Annotated in this window: 15 protein-coding genes; 14 read left to right on the top strand and 1 reads right to left on the bottom strand. The window is 65.5% G+C overall.

The window, feature by feature from the left end:
• Window positions 1-26: 26 nt before the first annotated feature.
• A complete protein-coding gene (locus ACSHT2_RS33200; protein WP_440639215.1) occupies window positions 27-242 on the bottom strand; it encodes a hypothetical protein in 216 nt (71 codons plus the stop codon).
• A gap of 150 nt (window positions 243-392) precedes the next feature.
• Between ACSHT2_RS33200 and ACSHT2_RS33195 the strand changes: the two genes are divergently transcribed.
• From ACSHT2_RS33195 to ACSHT2_RS33130, 14 genes are all read left to right on the top strand, one after another.
• A complete protein-coding gene (locus ACSHT2_RS33195) occupies window positions 393-1,643 on the top strand; it encodes an ABC transporter substrate-binding protein (protein ID WP_440639214.1) in 1,251 nt (416 codons plus the stop codon).
• Between the two features lie 120 nt (window positions 1,644-1,763).
• The gene (locus tag ACSHT2_RS33190) at window positions 1,764-2,591 is read left to right on the top strand and encodes a helix-turn-helix domain-containing protein (protein WP_440639213.1); all 828 of its coding nucleotides are present in this window, start codon (window positions 1,764-1,766) and stop codon (window positions 2,589-2,591) included.
• Between the two features lie 193 nt (window positions 2,592-2,784).
• Entirely contained in the window at window positions 2,785-3,795 is a 1,011-nt protein-coding gene (locus ACSHT2_RS33185; RefSeq protein ID WP_440639211.1) for a branched-chain amino acid ABC transporter permease, read from the top strand.
• A 1-nt stretch (window position 3,796) separates the two neighbouring features.
• Entirely contained in the window at window positions 3,797-4,879 is a 1,083-nt protein-coding gene (locus tag ACSHT2_RS33180) for a branched-chain amino acid ABC transporter permease (RefSeq protein WP_440639209.1), read from the top strand.
• On the top strand, window positions 4,872-5,654 hold the full coding sequence (locus ACSHT2_RS33175) for an ABC transporter ATP-binding protein (RefSeq protein ID WP_440639208.1): 783 nt from the start codon (window positions 4,872-4,874) through the stop codon (window positions 5,652-5,654). Before ACSHT2_RS33180 ends, ACSHT2_RS33175 begins: the two co-directional genes overlap by 8 nt.
• Window positions 5,647-7,857: an ABC transporter permease gene (locus ACSHT2_RS33170; RefSeq protein ID WP_440639207.1), complete on the top strand. Its 2,211-nt coding sequence runs from the start codon at window positions 5,647-5,649 to the stop codon at window positions 7,855-7,857. Before ACSHT2_RS33175 ends, ACSHT2_RS33170 begins: the two co-directional genes overlap by 8 nt.
• A 3-nt stretch (window positions 7,858-7,860) precedes the next feature.
• Entirely contained in the window at window positions 7,861-8,694 is an 834-nt protein-coding gene (locus ACSHT2_RS33165; RefSeq protein WP_440639206.1) for a phosphoenolpyruvate hydrolase family protein, read from the top strand.
• 26 nt (window positions 8,695-8,720) lie between these two features.
• Window positions 8,721-11,621 carry a flotillin domain-containing protein gene (locus ACSHT2_RS33160; RefSeq protein WP_440639205.1) on the top strand — a complete coding sequence of 967 codons (2,901 nt, stop codon included), beginning with the start codon at window positions 8,721-8,723 and terminating at the stop codon, window positions 11,619-11,621.
• 9 nt (window positions 11,622-11,630) lie between these two features.
• Complete coding sequence (locus ACSHT2_RS33155) at window positions 11,631-12,068, top strand: SRPBCC family protein (RefSeq protein ID WP_018318067.1); 438 nt, start codon at window positions 11,631-11,633, stop codon at window positions 12,066-12,068.
• Window positions 12,069-12,070: 2 nt separating this feature from the next.
• Window positions 12,071-12,514 carry an SRPBCC family protein gene (locus ACSHT2_RS33150; RefSeq protein ID WP_440639203.1) on the top strand — a complete coding sequence of 148 codons (444 nt, stop codon included), beginning with the start codon at window positions 12,071-12,073 and terminating at the stop codon, window positions 12,512-12,514.
• 2 nt (window positions 12,515-12,516) lie between these two features.
• Entirely contained in the window at window positions 12,517-13,335 is an 819-nt protein-coding gene (locus tag ACSHT2_RS33145; protein WP_440639201.1) for an FAD binding domain-containing protein, read from the top strand.
• A gap of 6 nt (window positions 13,336-13,341) precedes the next feature.
• Entirely contained in the window at window positions 13,342-13,818 is a 477-nt protein-coding gene (locus ACSHT2_RS33140) for a (2Fe-2S)-binding protein (RefSeq protein ID WP_440639200.1), read from the top strand.
• Window positions 13,819-13,830: 12 nt separating this feature from the next.
• On the top strand, window positions 13,831-15,423 hold the full coding sequence (locus ACSHT2_RS33135; RefSeq protein ID WP_440639199.1) for a xanthine dehydrogenase family protein molybdopterin-binding subunit: 1,593 nt from the start codon (window positions 13,831-13,833) through the stop codon (window positions 15,421-15,423).
• A 1-nt stretch (window position 15,424) separates the two neighbouring features.
• Window positions 15,425-16,447, top strand: a complete 1,023-nt coding sequence (locus ACSHT2_RS33130; protein ID WP_440639197.1) for a xanthine dehydrogenase family protein molybdopterin-binding subunit — start codon at window positions 15,425-15,427, stop codon at window positions 16,445-16,447.
• Window positions 16,448-16,452 lie beyond the last annotated feature (5 nt).

Genomic DNA, 16,452 nt, shown 5'->3' with positions numbered 1-16,452 from the left:
GCTCGAACCGAGTTGCGCTCGCGCAATCAATCAGCGCCAGCTACGAGCGGTTTGGTCAGGGTCGATCGGGTCCTGGTTCGCGACGCGTTGCGCTTGGCGATTCCGCCGCGGCAATCGTCGGTGCGCGGATCGGCATCACGATCATCGGCGGACGACGACTTGTTCAGGCCGACCGCGACAGGATCTTTCTGCGGCACGAGCGCCTGCTGCACCGCGAAAACCACCTGCGCCGCAGCATTCAAAAATGAGACTGCCAGTCAAGCCGAACGAGACATCGATGCGTGCACCGCATTCGACTTCGGCTAGCTTCCCTCTAAAGCCGAGGCCTTCGAGAGCCACGGGCGTCGCGCAGGTCGGCGCGGCAACAAAACGACGACACAGGGGAGGAGCAAATGTCGAAATGCAGCATGGGACTGCTCGCGTTGAGCAGCCTGTTTCTTTCAGGCGCAGCAATCGCCCAGGAAAAGATCAAGGTGGGCGTGACCGCAACACTCGAAGGCACTTACACAGTGCTTGGCGAAGATGGGATGCGCGGCCATCAGACGGCACTTAATGTGTTGGGCAAGAAGATCGGCGATAAGGAGCTCGAATTCATCGTCGCCTCGACCGATGCAACGCCGGACTCAGCCGTGCGTGCTGTGCGCAAGCTGATCGAGCAGGACAAGGTCCAGATCCTGCTCTCGCCGCTCTCCGGCGACGAGGGCATCGCGGTAAAGAACTTTGCGAAAACCCATCCCGAGCTGACCTTCATCAACGCAGCGTCCGGCGCGCAGGAAACCACCTATGTCGATCCGGCCCCGAACTTCTTCCGCTACAATATGGACGGCGCGCAGTGGCAGGTCGGTCTCGGCAAATACGCCTATGAAGAAAAGAAGTATCGTAAGATCGCGACGGTTGGCGAGGACTATTCCTTCATCTACACCCAGGTGTTCGGGCTTGTGCTTGAATTCTGCGGCCTGGGCGGACAGGTCACCAACCGACAATGGGTTCCGCTCGGCACCAAGGATTTCGCCTCGGTCATCGCCGCCCTGCCCGACGACGTCGATGCGATCTATCTCGGTCTCGGCGGCGCCGACGCCGTCAACTTCCTCAACCAGTATCAACAGGCCGGCGGCAAGGCCCATCTGATGGGCGGATCCATCATGATCGACCAAACCATCCTCTCGTCCAAGGGCAACGCCAAGAACGCGCTGATCGGAACCATTGCGGCGAGCGGCCAAGCCGACACCTGGGAGGATCCAGGCTGGCAGAAGTTCGTGAAGGCCTATCAGGATGCCTTCCCGCCCAACAAGCGTTTCCCAAGCCCTTCGCTGCTGGCCACCAACTACTATGATTCAACCATGGCGCTGATCCTCGCGCTGCGCCAAGTCAATGGCGACCTCTCCAACAACCAGGCGAAATTCAAGGAAGCGCTGGCGAAGATCGAGCTCGATGCGCCGAACGGCAAAATCAAGCTCGACTCCAACCGCCAGGCGATTGGCACCAACTTCGTTACCGAGGTCGTCGACGACGGCAAGGGCGCGCTGTTCAGCAAGGTCGTGAAGGTGATTCCGAACGTGAACCAGACGCTCGGCTACGATCCGGCCGTCTTCTCCAAGATCGGACTGCCGAGCCGTACCGTCCCGGAATGTAAGAAGTACTGACGCATCACCTCGGCAGTACGCAATCGGGGGCGACTTGCTGACGCGGTCGCTCTCCGCTCTTGCAATCTCGTCGGCGTTGTTGAACGCTGGCCGAAAAGAGAACATTCGGGAGGGGAAGGCATGAGCCGTGCGCTCGCCGTCTTCCATGGCCGGTTCGGCCGGGCGACGGTTTACCAGTTGAACCGCCCTTTCAATATCCACGCCCATCGTGAAGGTCATCTGATCTTTCATGTCGGCGGCATGCCCGCATGCATTGATGTCTCCAACGGGCATTTTGATCTCACCGAATCGTCCGTCGTCGCCGTCAATCCGTGGGAGCCGCACAACTTCCTGCCGGCCGATCTCGATGGCGGCGCCATCTTTTTCGTACTCTACGTCAACGCCGAATGGTTTGCGCCCGATGCTTCGGGCAGCGACCGGCTGCGCTTCGGCCGCACCCAGTTCAGGCGTACTCCTGCACTCGACAAGCATATCAGGCGGACCGCCGCGCTCGTGTGCGGCGCACCATCGCTCTCCAGTCTCGATTCCGAGCTGAGGAGGCTGATCGATATCTGCTATGATGAGAGCTGGCAGCAGGCCGATATCGCGCGCGATCCGCGCGCAAGCGGCTCCGTCACCGACTTTCGCGTGCGCAAATGCATCAAGATGATGTCGGAAAGCCCCGGCGCCGAGATCGAGCTTGACACCATCGCGCGCGAATCCGGCCTGTCGCGGCCCCACTTCTACCGATTGTTCCGCGTGCAGACCGGCCTCACGCCGAACCTCTATCTCAATACGCTGATCATGGAACAGGCGCTCGAAGCGCTGGTCGCGAGCGAAACGCCGATCGCCGACATCGGCTACGATCTCGGCTTCTCCTCGCAAAGTGGATTCACCCGCTTCTTCGCCGCCAATGTGGGGATGGCCCCGACCGATTATCGTCGCGCAGCCAAGGTTTTGCGCGCCTGAGCGCGGGCCACGAAAAGATACTCACGATCAAACGCCGCCGTCGCCGCCCGGGTAGGATGTAGGCAACGCGATCCCGAGATGATCGCGACCGACGGGAGCGCACGTCCATGGCAAGGCCTGCAGCCGCTGCAAGGCTGTTCGACCTGCATTCAGTGAACCTTCGGCCTGTGGCCCGGACAACCGGACGGCGCATATGAGCCGCTTTGTCGAACGCCATCCCGCTTGGGCGCTGATCGTGATCATTGCCATAGCCGTCGCGCTCTGGCTGATCTTCGCGATCTGGCCGCCGGGTCTCGAACAGGCCGTCGGCCGCAAGCGCGTCTTCCTCAACGCCGTCTTCAACGGCATCACGCTCGGGGGCCTCTACTTCCTCGTCGCCAGCGGCTTCACGCTGATCTTCGGCCTGATGCGCAATGTCAATCTCGCCCACGGCTCGCTCTATCTGTTCGGCGGCTATGTCGGCTACGCCGTCAGCGCCTCGACCGGGTCCTGGGTCCTCAGCTTCATCGCCGCCTTCATCCTGACCGCCCTCGTCGGTGTCCTGCTTCAGGTCATCGTATTCCGCCGAATGGAGGGACAGGATCTCAGGCAGACCATGGTGACGATCGGGCTTTCGATCGTGTTCGCCGACCTCATGCTGTGGGCCTGCGGCGGCGACTTCTACCAGATCCAGACCCCGAACTGGCTGATCGGGCCGGTGGAGCTGCCACTGATCACCGCGATCAAATCCTCCGGCGAGCCGGTCTATCTCAGATATCCCTCGGTGCGGCTCGTGATCTTCGTGGCGTCCGTGGTCATCGGCGTGGCGATGTGGCTCGCGCTCAACCGCACCCGGATCGGCATGATCATCCGCGCCGGCGTCGACGATCGCGATATTCTGGCTGCGACCGGTGTGCGTATCCAGCTCGTCTTCGTTCTGGTGTTCGCGTTCGGCGCCGGACTCGCCGGTATCGCTGGCGTCGTCGGCGGCACCTTCCAGTCATTGTCGCCGGGCGAGGACATTCGCTTCCTGCTGGCTTCCCTCGTCGTCGTGATCGTCGGCGGAATGGGCTCGATCCCCGGTGCGGCCCTCGGCGCGCTGATCATCGGCCTCGCCGAGCAGCTCGGCTCGGTCTACATCCCGACCTACGCCATCGTCGTGACCTTCCTGATCATGGTGCTGGTGCTGGCGATTCGGCCGCAAGGCCTGTTGGCGAGGCGCTAAGATGTCGCTCGCTCACGATGCCCGCGTTGCCGTTCGCCCCGCCGCCGTGGCGGAACGCCCGACGCGGTTATGGCCGGAAGTCAACCATCCCGCCGCCTGGATCGTCGCGGCCGTTCTCCTGATCATGCCGTTGATCGCCAACGGATTCTTCCTGATCGAAATTTTTGCGACTACGCTGATCCTCGGCATCATGGCACTGAGCCTGATGTTCCTCGCCGGCTATGGCGGCATGGTCAGCCTGATGCAGCTCACCATCGCCGGTTTCTCGGCCTATATGGTCGCCGTGTTCGGCGTCAGCGGCAACGCCAATATCAGCCTCGGCTGGCCATGGTGGCTCGCTGTGCCGATGGCGTTGGCGCTGGCGACCGCCTTCGGCACGCTCGGCGGCGCGCTCGCGGTGCGCACCGAAGGCATCTACACCATCATGATCACGCTCGCGATCGGCGCGGCCTTCTACTATTTCACTAACCAGAACTGGGCGATCTTCAACGGCCATACCGGCATCAATACCGTGGCGACGCCGCACTTCTGGGGCGTCAACTGGCGCGCTGACATTCCCTTCTACTATGTCGTGCTCGCGGTCGCCGCGCTCTGCTATTTCGCGGTCGAATACCTCTCGCGCGCGCCCTTCGGACTTGCACTTCAGGGGGTGCGTGACAATCCGCGACGCATGGCCGCGCTCGGCTTCAACGTCAACGCCCACCGCGTCGCAGCCTATGCGTTCGCCTCCTTCGTGGCTGCGCTCGCCGGCGTCCTCCAGGTCTGGAACTATCGGCAGATTTCGCCGGGCACGGTCAGCGTCGGCGCCTGCATCGACGTGCTGATCATCGCGGTCGTCGGCGGCATCACGCGCCCGATCGGTCCCTTCATCGGCGCGCTGATCTTCGTGCTGCTCCGCACCTTCGCGCTCGACTTCCTGGTCCGGCTTGGGCTCGACGGCAACCGCTTCCGCCTGCTGATCGGGCTCGGCTTCCTCGCCATCGTGTTCTGGTCGTCGGATGGCGTCATCGGCCTATGGCAGCGTTGGCGTCAGAGCCAGCGCCCCCGAACGGATCGCCCAGGCGGAGGACGCGGCCATGGATAGCATCGCTCAACGCCTCTCCGCCGTTGGCGCCGGTGCCGCTCTCGAGCTGCGAGGAGTGACACGGCTGTTCGGCGCGCTGTCGGCGCTGAGCGACGTCACCATCACCGTGCGTCCGGGCGAGCGGCGCGCCGTGCTCGGCTCGAACGGCGCTGGCAAGACCACGCTGTTCAACTGCATCACCGGCGACTTCCCGCCCTCCTCCGGCACCATCCGCTTCTTCGGCGAGGACGTCACGCACTTCCCGCCCTATGAACGCATCCGCCGCGGGCTACGCCGGACCTATCAGATCTCGGCGCTGTTCCCCGGCCTCACCGTGCAGGACAACGTCTATCTCGCCTGCCGCGGCGTCTCGCGCGGGCGCTTTTCGTTCCTGCGTCCGGGACAGAACGATGTCTTGATGCATGCGGCGGACAACCTCGTGCAGGCCGTGCATCTTTCCGCCGTGAAGGACCAGCGCGTGGCCGAGCTCGCGCACGGCCAGCAGCGCCAGCTCGAGATCGCGCTCGCGCTCGCCGGCGCGCCGCGCTTCGTCCTGTTTGACGAGCCGGCTGCTGGCCTGTCGCCGACCGAACGGGCCGAACTGATCGAGATCCTGACCTCGCTGCCCGCGCATATCGGCTACATCATCATCGAGCATGACATGGACGTTGCCTTGCGCGTCGTCGAGAGCGTCACGATGATGCACAACGGCCGCATCTTCAAGGAGGGCCTGCCGGAGGAGATCCAGTCGGATCCCCAAGTGCAAGAGCTCTATCTCGGAGGCGGCCATGAATGAGGCCCGCCGCAGCAGTGCAGCACTCGAGGTCCGCGGCCTCGACGTCTATTACGGCCACTCCCACGCGCTGCAAGGAGTCGATCTCACGCTGGAGAGCGGCGTGTTCTCCGTTGTCGGCCGCAACGGCATGGGCAAGTCCACCCTGTGCAAGGCCATCATGGGTCTGGTGGAGGTGAGCGGCGGCTCAATTCGCGCCCATGGCGAGGACATCACACGGAGGCCGCCGGCGCAGATCGCCCGTCTCGGCGTCGGCTATGTGCCGCAAGGCCGCCGGCTCTGGCGCTCGCTGAGCGTCGACGAGCATCTGCGGCTCGCGGGAGGCATGCGCTCCGGCGCCTGGACCGTCGAGCGCATCTACGACACCTTCCCGCGTCTCGCCGAGCGCAAGGATCACGGCGGCGGTCAACTCTCCGGCGGCGAACAGCAGATGCTGGCGATCTCGCGCGCACTGCTCACCAATCCTCGTTTGCTGATCATGGACGAGCCGACCGAGGGCCTCGCGCCCGTCATCGTGACTCAAGTCGAGGAGATGCTGCTGCGGCTCGGTGAGGACGGCGACATGTCGGTGCTCGTGATCGAGCAGAATATTGGCGTCGCCACCGCAATCTCGCGCAACGTCGCGATCATGGTCAACGGCCGCATCAACCGCATCATCGACTCCGCGCGCCTTGCCGCGGACCGCGAGCTTCAGCAGCGCCTGCTCGGCGTCGGGCTTCACGCCGATCTCGAGCCCGATGTCGACGTCGCCGCATTGGCCGCCGAAGCGAAGCCGACGCCGGCACCACGCCGCGACGGACCGGTTCGCATCTACGTCTCCAACCCGACGCTCCCGACGCGATGGTCGCAACCAGTGCCGATCGCGCGCATCGAAGCCGCGGCGCGTACGCTCTCGACGCAAGTCGCACGGCTCGACGACACGGCGCGGCGCAAGCGCGAGCCGGTGGCGGCCCAGACCTCGGGCCCGCCTGTCGTGCTGGTCGTCGGCACACTCGACACCAAGGGCCCCGAGCTGCGCTACATCCGCGACATCATCGCGGAAAGTGGACTGCGCACGCGGCTGGTCGATGTGTCGACCAGCGGCAAGCATTCGTCGTGCGACGTCTCCGCGCAGGAGATCGCGCTGAATCACGGCCGCGGCGGCTCCGCCGTGTTCGGCCCGGATCGCGGCACCGCTGTGACGGCAATGGCCGATGCATTCGCCAGTTGGCTGCGGCGCCAGGGCAATGTCGCCGGTGTGATCTCGGCCGGCGGCTCGGGCGCGGCGTCGCTGGTGGCGCCGGCCATGCGCACCCTTCCCGTCGGCGTGCCTAAGCTGATCGTCTCCTCCGTCGCCTCCGGCGATGTCGGGCCCTATGTCGGACCAGCCGACATCACCATGATGTACTCGGTCACCGATGTGCAGGGGCTGAACTCGATCTCGCGGGCGGTGCTGGCCAACGGTGCCAATGCGCTTGCCGGCATGGTGAAGGCGCGGCTCGAGGCGCGCGCCGCAACGGCGCGCGAGCCACGCGGCCTGCCCTCGGTCGGCATCACCATGTTCGGCGTCACCACACCGGCGGTTCAGAAGATCGCGGCGGAGCTGCGCGATGATTTCGAATGTCTCGTGTTCCACGCCACCGGCGTCGGTGGCCGTTCCATGGAGAAGCTCGTCGAGTCCGGTCAGCTCGCCGGCGTGATCGACCTCACCACGACCGAGATCTGCGACCTGCTGATGGGGGGTGTGTTTCCTGCGACGGAAGATCGTTTTGGCGCGATTATCCGCAGCCGCCTGCCCTATGTCGGCTCGGTTGGCGCGCTCGACATGGTCAATTTCGGTGCGCCGGACACCATTCCCGAACGATACCGCAGCCGCAAGTTCCACGTTCACAATCCGCAAGTGACGTTGATGCGGACGACCGCCGACGAGAACGAGCGCATGGGCCGCTGGATCGCCGATCGGCTCAACCAGATGGACGGCCCCGTGCGCTTCTTCCTGCCGGAGGGCGGCGTCTCCGCGCTCGATGCGCGAGGCCAGCCGTTCTGGGACCCGGAGGCTGACGCTGCCCTGTTCCGTGCGCTGGAGCGCAACGTGCGGCAGACCGGCAACCGGCAGATCATTCGCGTCCCCAAGAACATCAACGATCCCGACTTCGCCGCCGCCATCGTCGGCGCGTTCCGAACCCTGTTCGGCCGCGCTGGCGCGCGACGGAGACTAGCGAGGTGACCGATGGCCAGATTTGAACGCGCAGCCCTCCTGAAGAAGTTTCGCGACATGGCGAGGCGCGGCGTGCCGATCGTTGGTGGAGGTGCTGGCACCGGGCTGTCGGCCAAATGCGAAGAAGCTGGCGGTGTCGATCTCATCGTCATCTACAATTCCGGCCGCTATCGTATGGCTGGCCGTGGCTCGCTCGCGGGCCTGATGGCCTACGGCGACGCCAATGCCATCGTGCTGGAGATGGCCTGCGAGGTGCTCCCCGTGGTGGGCCAGACCCCGGTGCTCGCGGGCGTCAACGGCACCGATCCATTCCGCGACATGGATGTCTTCCTCGACCAGCTGAAGGCGCTTGGTTTTGCAGGCGTGCAGAACTTCCCGACTGTCGGCCTGATCGACGGCACCTTCCGGGCCAATCTCGAAGAGACCGGCATGTCCTATGCGCTCGAGATCGACATGATCGCGAAGGCACACGACAAGGACATGCTGACCACGCCCTACGTGTTTAGCGAGAAAGAGGCGACCGCCATGGCGATCGCCGGCGCCGACATCATCGTCTGTCACATGGGCCTGACGACCGGCGGCACTATCGGTGCGCACACCGCGCCAAGGCTCGGGGACTGTCCCGCGCGTATCGACACCTGGGCTTCCGCAGCGCTCAGCGTCAACCCGGACATTCTGGTGCTCGCGCATGGCGGTCCGATCGCGGATCCCGCCGACGCCGATTTCATCATGAAGAACACCCGCCATTGCCACGGCTTCTACGGCGCCTCCTCGATGGAGCGACTGCCGGTCGAGCGGGCGCTGACGGAGCAGGTACGTCAGTTCAAGGCGATCGGCGCGCGGTAACGCCGGAAGGTTCGAGGGAGGGAAAGATGTCAGGGATGCTGGTCGGTGAATTGATCCTCTGGCTGATCGTCGCGATCGTCGTGATCGTGGTTGGCGTCTACATCGTGAACTGGCTCTACCATCGTTCCTCCAAGGAGACGTCGTTCGTCCGGACGGGTTTCCTCGGCGAACGCGTGGTGATCAATGGCGGCGCCTTCGTGCTGCCATTCATCCACGATTTCACGCCGGTCAACATGAACGTGCTGCCGATGGGTGTCGTGCGTTCCCGGCAGGATGCTGTGATCACCCGCGACCGCATGCGCGTCGACATCGAGGCCGATTTCTACGTCCGTGTGCAGCCGACCCGGGAGGCCGTCTCGATCGCCGCGGCGACGCTCGGCCGCCGCACCATGGCGCCGGAGCAACTTCATGCGCTGCTCGCCGGAAAATTCATCTCCGCGATCCGCTCGGTCGCCTCCGAGATGACCATGGAAGAGATGCACGAGCGACGCGGCGACTATGTCGCGCGCGTCAAGACCGAGGCGGCGGAAGCCCTCGCCCAGAACGGCCTCGAGCTGGAATCGGTCGCCATCACCGATCTTGATCAGACCGACCTCGAATTCTTCAACCCCTCGAACCGGTTCGACGCCGAGGGTCTGACCCAGCTGATGCAGGACATCGAGGCCAAGCGGAAGCTGCGCAACGACATCGAGCAGGACTCGATGATCAAGATCCGCGCCCGCAATCTGGAGGCCGAGCGGCAGGCGCTCGAGATCGAGCGCGAGAGCGAGACCGCGCGCCTGGAGCAGGAGCGCGACATCGAGATGCGCCGCGCGCTCCAACGGACGGAAGTCGCCCGCGAACGGGCACTCCGCGAGACCGAGGCCGAACAGGCGCAGATCTCTGCCCGCGAGACCATCGAGCGCGCCCGCATCGCCAATGACCAGGCGATCGCCGAGACCCGCATCGCCTCGGAGCGCGAGACCCGCCAGAAGGAGATCGAACGGACCCGCACCATCGAGGAGAAGGAACTGCTGGCGCGCGAGGAGATCGAGAAGACCCGGATCGCCAACCAGCGCGCGATCGACACCACCCGCATTGCCTCCGAACGCGAGGTGCGCCAGCGCGAGATCGAGCGGATGCGCACGGTCGAGGAAGCCGAGATTGCGGCCCGCGAAGCCATCGAGAAGGCGCGGATTCAGCAGGACCGCGTCGTCACCGATGCGCGGATCGCCAACGAGGAAGAGACGAGGCGCCGCGAGATCGAGCGCACCCGCGCCGTCGACGAAGCCGAAATCGCCGCGCGCGAGGCGACCGAAAAGGCCCGCATTGCCCAGACGATGACCGTCAATGTCGAGCGCATCTCCTCCGACGAGCGTACCCGCGCGCTGGAGATCCAGCAGGTGCGCATCATCCAGGAGGCCGAGATCGAGGCGCAGCGCGCGGTCGAAGCCGCCCGCATCGCCCGAGAGCGAACGCTCGCCGCCGAGCGTATCGCCGCCGAGCAGAACACACGGCAATTGGAAATCGAGCGAAACCAGGCGCTCGACGTCGCCGGCATCGCCGCACGCGAGGCCACCGAGGCGACGCGTATCGCCCAGGAAGAACGTGTCCGTTCGCTGGAGATCGCCCGCAACCGCGCCGTCGAGGAGGCCGATATCGCCTCGCGCGAGGCGATCGAGGCGGCCCGCATTGCCCAGGAGAAGGCGGTTGCGGCCGAACGCATCCAGGCCGAGCGCGCAACCCGCGCACTGGAGATCGAACGGACCGGCGTATTGGAGGCGGCCGAGTTGAAGCGTCGCGACGCGATCGAGCGTCAGCGTATCACGGTCGACCTGGCGCTCGAGGCCGAGCGTATCAATTCCTCGAGGCAACGCGAGGTGCTCAACATCGAGCAGAAGAAGGCGATCGAGATTGCCGACGAGGACCGCGTCATCGCCCTCTCGACCAAGCGCTCGGAACGGATCGATGCCGACCGCCAGGTAAAGCAGGCCGAGATCGTCGCCCGCAAGGAGGTCGAGACCACCGATGTCTCCCGAGAGCAGGCGCTGGAGGCGGCGCGCATCGAGCGGCGACGCGCCATCGAACAGCTCGAGGTCGCCCGCGTCCAGTCGCTGCAGGAAGCCGAAATCGGCGCGCGCGAGGAGGTCGAGCGTGCCCGCATCGCCTCCGACCGAGGTCTCGACGAAGCCCGCATCGGCCGCGAGCGCGAGCTGCGCAAGCTCGAGGTCAATCGCGAGAAGGAGGTCGAGACCGTCCTGATGGAGAAGGCGATTGCGATCCATCTGAAGTCCCTGGAGGAATCTGCGGCCAAGGCGTCGGCCGAGGAAGCGCGCATGCGCGCGACGGAAGCTACCGAGCGCGTCGTCACGGCGCGGGAGAGCGAGATCGCCAAGCGGCGCAAGACCGTCGAAATCCTGCTCGCCGAGAAGCAGGCCGAGGAGACGCGCATCGCGGCCGAAGCCGAGCGCGTGCGCTCGGCGGTCGAGGCCGAGGCGCAGCGGATGCTCAACGAGGCCGAGAACGTGCTCACCGACCAGGCGCGATACTCGCTGTTCCGGCGCAAGCTGCTCGACCGCATCGAGGGCATCGTGCGCGAGAGCGTCAAGCCGATGGAGAAGATCGAGGGCATCCGCATTCTCCAGGTCGATGGCCTCAACGGCCACGGAAATGGCAATGGCGGCCGCAGCGCCACCGACGAGGTGATCGACTCCGCCCTGCGCTACCGGGTTCAGGCGCCGCTGATCGATTCCATCCTGTCGGACATCGGCGTCGAGGGTGGCAGCCTCTCGAAAATGCCGGGCCTGATCCGGGAGGCCCGCGACATGCAGGGCATCAAGGAGTCCGCACGCAAGAGCGGCGGTGCCGGCGACAAGCCGGTGGCCTCGCCGCCTGCGGTCGACGGTGGCGAACCGCCGGCCGAGCGCGGGCCGAGGAAGAAGAGCTGAGGTCGCATCATGGCCCGCGTCTACGTCTCCACCGTCGTCAACGCCCGCAACGACCGCGTCTGGGCACGGGTGCGCGATTTCAACGGCTTGCCGAACTGGCATCCGGCCATCGCCGAAAGCCGGATCGAGGGTGGCGAGCCCGCCGACAAGATCGGCTGCGTCAGGGATTTCCGCCTGCGCAACGGCGATCGCATCCGCGAGAAGCTTTTGGGCCTCTCCGACTACGACATGTTCTGCACCTATTCGATCCTGGAATCCCCGATGGGCGTCGAGAACTACGTTGCGACGCTGCGGCTGACGCCCGTCACCGACGGCGACCAGACCTTCATGGAATGGACCGCGGAATTCGATTGCGCGCCGGAGCGCGAGACGGAGCTCGTCAGCAACATCGGCGGCGGCGTGTTTCAGGGCGGCTTCGACGCCTTGAAGCGTGTGTTTGGAGGTTAGCCGTGCCGCATGTCGTCAAGAGCACGATCCTGAACACGCCGACAGAGGCGGTGTGGAGCGTGCTGCGCGATTTCAACGGGCACGATCACTGGCATCCCGCGGTCGCGACCTCCGCCATCGAACGCGCGCAGTCGGCCGACAAGATCGGCTGCGTCAGGCGGTTCAAGCTCAAGGACGGCTCCGAGCTGCGCGAACAGTTGCTCGCGCTGTCCGACCTCGAACAGACCTTCAGCTATTGTCTGCTCGATACGCCGATCCCGATGTTCAACTACGTCGCCCATGTCCGCCTGCTGCCGGTCACCGATGGTGACCGCACCTTCTGGCATTGGGAATCCCGCTTCACCACGAAGCCCGATGACAGGGACCGCATCGCCCACATGGTCGCGGAAGACATCTACCAGGCGGGATTCGAAGCGATCCGCCGCCATCTGAAGGAGGCCGCCTAGCCATGGCTGTGACCGTAAAGACCTTTGCCAGCGCCAGCGAAGCGGCCGGGGCGATATCCTCAGATCGCAGCGCCCGCTATCTCGGCGGCGGTACGCTGGTGATGCGGGCGCTGAACGAGGGCGATGTCGCGATTTCGACGATCGTTCGTGCGCAGGACCAGGCACTGGCCCGGATCGATGCGTCCGGCCCCCGCATCACGCTGGGCGCCGGCGTCACTTTCGCGCGCGTCCTCGCCGAACGGGACCTCGCCTTCCTGCATGCGCCCGCCCGCTCGATCGGAGGCCCCGCTGTGCGCAACATGGGCACCGTCGGGGGCAATCTGTTCGCGCCAAACCCCTACGGCGACTTCACCGTGGCGCTGCTGGCGCTCGACGCCACGGTGGCGGTGCAAGGCGGCTTTGGCGCCCGCGACATCGCGATCGAGGAGTTCCTGCAATCACGCGAGCGGCAATCCGGAGCCTTGGTGCTGTCAATCTCCTGCACGCGACCGGCCAGCGCGGAGGCCTTTCGCTATCGCAAGGTTGCCCGCATCAAACCGAAGGGCGGCTCGGTCATCACGCTTGCCGCTCATCTGCCAGTCAGCGGCGGCCGCATTGCCGGTGCTCGCGTTGCGCTCGGCTCGATGGCGCCGACGCAGATCCGCGCCAAGGGGGCGGAACGCGCGCTCGAGGGGCGTTCGCTGGATGCCGCGACCATCGCGGCTGCCGCATCCGCGGCGACCGAGGGAACATCGCCGTCGGATAATGCGCTCGGCAGCGCCTGGTATCGCCGCGAGATCGTCGGTGTGCATCTCCGTCGTTTGCTGTCCGGCCAGGAATAGAGCTCCATGTCCAAGACTCCTCTTCAGTTTCGTCACAACGCTCGGGACGTCGCGATCTTCGTCGACGGCGGCACCAACCTGCTGGTCGCCCTGCGCGACCTGATCGGCGACATGACCCCAAAATTCGGCTGCGGCCAAGGCGGCTGCGGCACGTGCAGCGTGCTGATCGACGGCGAGCTCCACCTCTCCTGCCTGACCCTGGCCGAGAGCGTCGCCGGTCGCTCCGTCGAGACGCTCGACGGCCTCAAGCAGGGCCCGAACCTGCATCCGCTCCAGCGCGCCTTCGCCGACAATTTTGCCGCCCAGTGCGGCTATTGCACACCGGGCATGCTGATGGCCGCAAAGGCGCTGCTTGACCGCAATCCCTCCCCGAGCCGGGCCGACGTGATCGAGGCGATCTCCGGCAACATCTGCCGCTGCACCGGCTACGAGCCGATCATCAACGCCATCCTCGCCGCCGCCGGCGGCCGGGTCAGCGCCTAGAGGGACGCGACCATGCTGGAACTGCGCAAAGACATCTTCGCCGACGAGCGCGACGACAACCTGAATGAAATCGGCAAGGGCACCCAGCGCCAGGACATGCTCGGCCATGTCACGGGTACGTCCAGCTATTTTGGCGACCACAAGCTGCAAGGCATGCTGCATCTGAAGGTCGTGCGTTCGACTCAAGCGCATGCGAGACTGCGTCGCATCGACACCACGGAAGCGGAGCGCTCGGGGGGCGTACGGCGCATCATCCGCGGCGCCGACGTGCCACGCAATCTCAACACGCTGCTCAGCCTCATCAACTTCGGGAGGGACGACGAGCCGTCGCTTGCGGTCGACAAGGTGCGTTACAAGGGCGAGCCGATCCTTGCCGTCGTCGCCGACAGCGAGCGCGAGGCCTTCGAAGCCATCGCCAAGGTCCGGATCGACTACGAGCCGCTGCCGACCGTATTCGACGTCGAGGACGCGCTCAAGCCGGGCGCGCCGGTGGTCAACGAGACCTATCCGAAGAACGCCTTCATCTATCATGACGTCTACGATCACCAGCGCCTTCGCTTCGGCGATGCCGATGCGGCCCTTGCGACCGCCGACCACGTGCTCGAACAGCGCTACCAGATGTCGCCGATCGAGCACGCGCCGACCGAGACCAATGGCGCCATCGCGGCGCCCGACACCAACGGCCGCTACGTGGTTTACACCTCGACGCAGGCGCTGTTCTTCTCGGTCGACACCTGCGCCAAGATTTTGGACGTGCCCTCCAACACCTTCCACTTCATCGGCGGCACCGTCGGCGGCGGCTTTGGCGGCAAGGTGGACACCTTGACCGAGCCACTTGCGATCCTCGGCGCGATGCTGACCGGACGTCCCGTCCGCTACGTGTTCGGGCGCGAGGAGGAGATGCAGTACGGCCCGCCACGCGGCGCCGAGCGCATCTACATCAAGGACGGCGTGATGCGCGACGGCCGCATCGTCGCGCGCAAGATCCGCGCCTATTTCGACAGCGGTGCCTATACGCGGCTCTCCAGCTATGCCGCGGTGAAATGCGCCGCACATCTGCCTGGTCCCTACACGATCCCAAACGTCTATGGAGACGTCTATTGCGTCTTCACCAACCGCACGCCGGCAACCGCCATGCGCGGCTTCGGCGTCACAGCGATGGACTTTGCGATCGAATGCCAGATGGACAAGCTGGCAAACCTCGTCGGCATGGACCCGATGGAGTTCCGCATCCTCAACGCCTATCGCGACGGCGACATGAAGGCGCACCGGCGCGAGGCCAAGAACACGGCGCTGATCGAATGCGTGCAGGTCGCCGCGGAAAAGGCCAAATGGCCGATCCGCGACGAGTTCAGGCGCGCGTCCTCACGCAAGGACGGCGGCGGCAGCCGCGCCGTGATCCCGCCAACGCCGGCGGATGCGCGTGCGAGGGCGACGGCTCCGGCACAGCAGCGCACCAGCTACGATCGGCTCCCGCCCACCGTCACCCGCGAACCGCCGCGCGAGCCACCTCCGCCGGCGCCACCACCTCCCCCGCCGCGGCCGGCCACGCCATCGCATGGCGCGACCCGCTTCTCCTCCGTGTTTGGTACAAGGAGACGCTGAGATGACCCGGCATCGCGGACGCGGCATGGCGTCGATCAACTATCCCATCGGCATGAACCTCGGCGGCGATCCCAGCCAGGCGCTGGTGCATTCCAATCCGAGCGGCAAATTCACGGTGGCTTTGTCGTCGATCGACCTCGGTCAGGGCATGAAATCGGTGACGCGGCAGATCTGCGCGGAGACGCTGGGCGTGCCCGTCGAGGACGTCTACGTCGACACCGCCGATTCCGACACCGGCCCGCACTGCATGGGCTCGTTCGCCTCGCGCGGCACCCATCGCGTCGGCAACGCCGTGATGGCTGCGGCGCGCGAGGCGCGCGGCGTGATGATGGAGGCAGCGGCCGAGGAGCTCGAGGTCAACGCCGCCGATCTCGAACCCGACGGCCGCGGCAACATCCACGTCAAGGGCGCCCCGCACCGCTCGATCTCGACCAAGGACGTCGCGATCGCCGCACAGTTCAAGCAGGGCAAGACCATCTCCGGGCGCGGCATCTTTCTCGTCCCCCTCTCCAATGTCGATCCGGAGACCGGCGAGATGTCGCCGGCAACATGTTATGCCCATGCCTGCCTCGTCGCCGAGGTCGAGGTCGACGACGAGACCGGCGAGGTCGCAATGGTCCGGATGGACTCCGCCTATGAGCTCGGCCGTGCGCTCAACCCGCGCCTGGTCGAGCAGCAGCTAGTCGGTGGCGCCTGGATGGGCGTTAGTCACGCACTCTACGAGACGCCAGAACCCTACTACCCCGATCCAGCTCACGGGCCGCGCGACTTCGTCGAATATCTGATGCCCGGTCCCGGCGACATCTGCCCGCACGACATCGCGGTGCTGGAACGTCCCGCGCCCGACGGGCCGTTCGGGGCCAAGGGCCCCGGCGAGATGTGCGCCAATCCGGTGCTGCCGGCGGTCGCAAATGCGATCTTCAACGCCGTCGGCGTTCGGATCGACGATCTGCCGATCACGCCCGAAAAGGTGCTGCGAGCGATCAAGGCCCAGGGCGGCGCGCGGCCGCAGGCAAGGCGCTGAGGCCA

Origin of the sequence: Bradyrhizobium sp. PUT101 (assembly GCF_052043945.1) — a bacterium.
Classification (GTDB): domain Bacteria; phylum Pseudomonadota; class Alphaproteobacteria; order Rhizobiales; family Xanthobacteraceae; genus Bradyrhizobium.
This window is presented reverse-complemented; position numbering and strand designations above follow the sequence as displayed.

Coding starts and splice junctions, on each gene's coding strand:
- ACSHT2_RS33175 (WP_440639208.1), top strand. CDS start 4,872: ATGGATAGCATCGCTCAACGCCTCTCCGCCGTTGGCGCCGGTGCCGCT.
- ACSHT2_RS33145 (WP_440639201.1), top strand. CDS start 12,517: ATGGCTGTGACCGTAAAGACCTTTGCCAGCGCCAGCGAAGCGGCCGGG.
- ACSHT2_RS33170 (WP_440639207.1), top strand. CDS start 5,647: ATGAATGAGGCCCGCCGCAGCAGTGCAGCACTCGAGGTCCGCGGCCTC.
- ACSHT2_RS33195 (WP_440639214.1), top strand. CDS start 393: ATGTCGAAATGCAGCATGGGACTGCTCGCGTTGAGCAGCCTGTTTCTT.
- ACSHT2_RS33160 (WP_440639205.1), top strand. CDS start 8,721: ATGTCAGGGATGCTGGTCGGTGAATTGATCCTCTGGCTGATCGTCGCG.
- ACSHT2_RS33185 (WP_440639211.1), top strand. CDS start 2,785: ATGAGCCGCTTTGTCGAACGCCATCCCGCTTGGGCGCTGATCGTGATC.
- ACSHT2_RS33135 (WP_440639199.1), top strand. CDS start 13,831: ATGCTGGAACTGCGCAAAGACATCTTCGCCGACGAGCGCGACGACAAC.
- ACSHT2_RS33180 (WP_440639209.1), top strand. CDS start 3,797: ATGTCGCTCGCTCACGATGCCCGCGTTGCCGTTCGCCCCGCCGCCGTG.
- ACSHT2_RS33190 (WP_440639213.1), top strand. CDS start 1,764: ATGAGCCGTGCGCTCGCCGTCTTCCATGGCCGGTTCGGCCGGGCGACG.
- ACSHT2_RS33155 (WP_018318067.1), top strand. CDS start 11,631: ATGGCCCGCGTCTACGTCTCCACCGTCGTCAACGCCCGCAACGACCGC.
- ACSHT2_RS33130 (WP_440639197.1), top strand. CDS start 15,425: ATGACCCGGCATCGCGGACGCGGCATGGCGTCGATCAACTATCCCATC.
- ACSHT2_RS33165 (WP_440639206.1), top strand. CDS start 7,861: ATGGCCAGATTTGAACGCGCAGCCCTCCTGAAGAAGTTTCGCGACATG.
- ACSHT2_RS33140 (WP_440639200.1), top strand. CDS start 13,342: ATGTCCAAGACTCCTCTTCAGTTTCGTCACAACGCTCGGGACGTCGCG.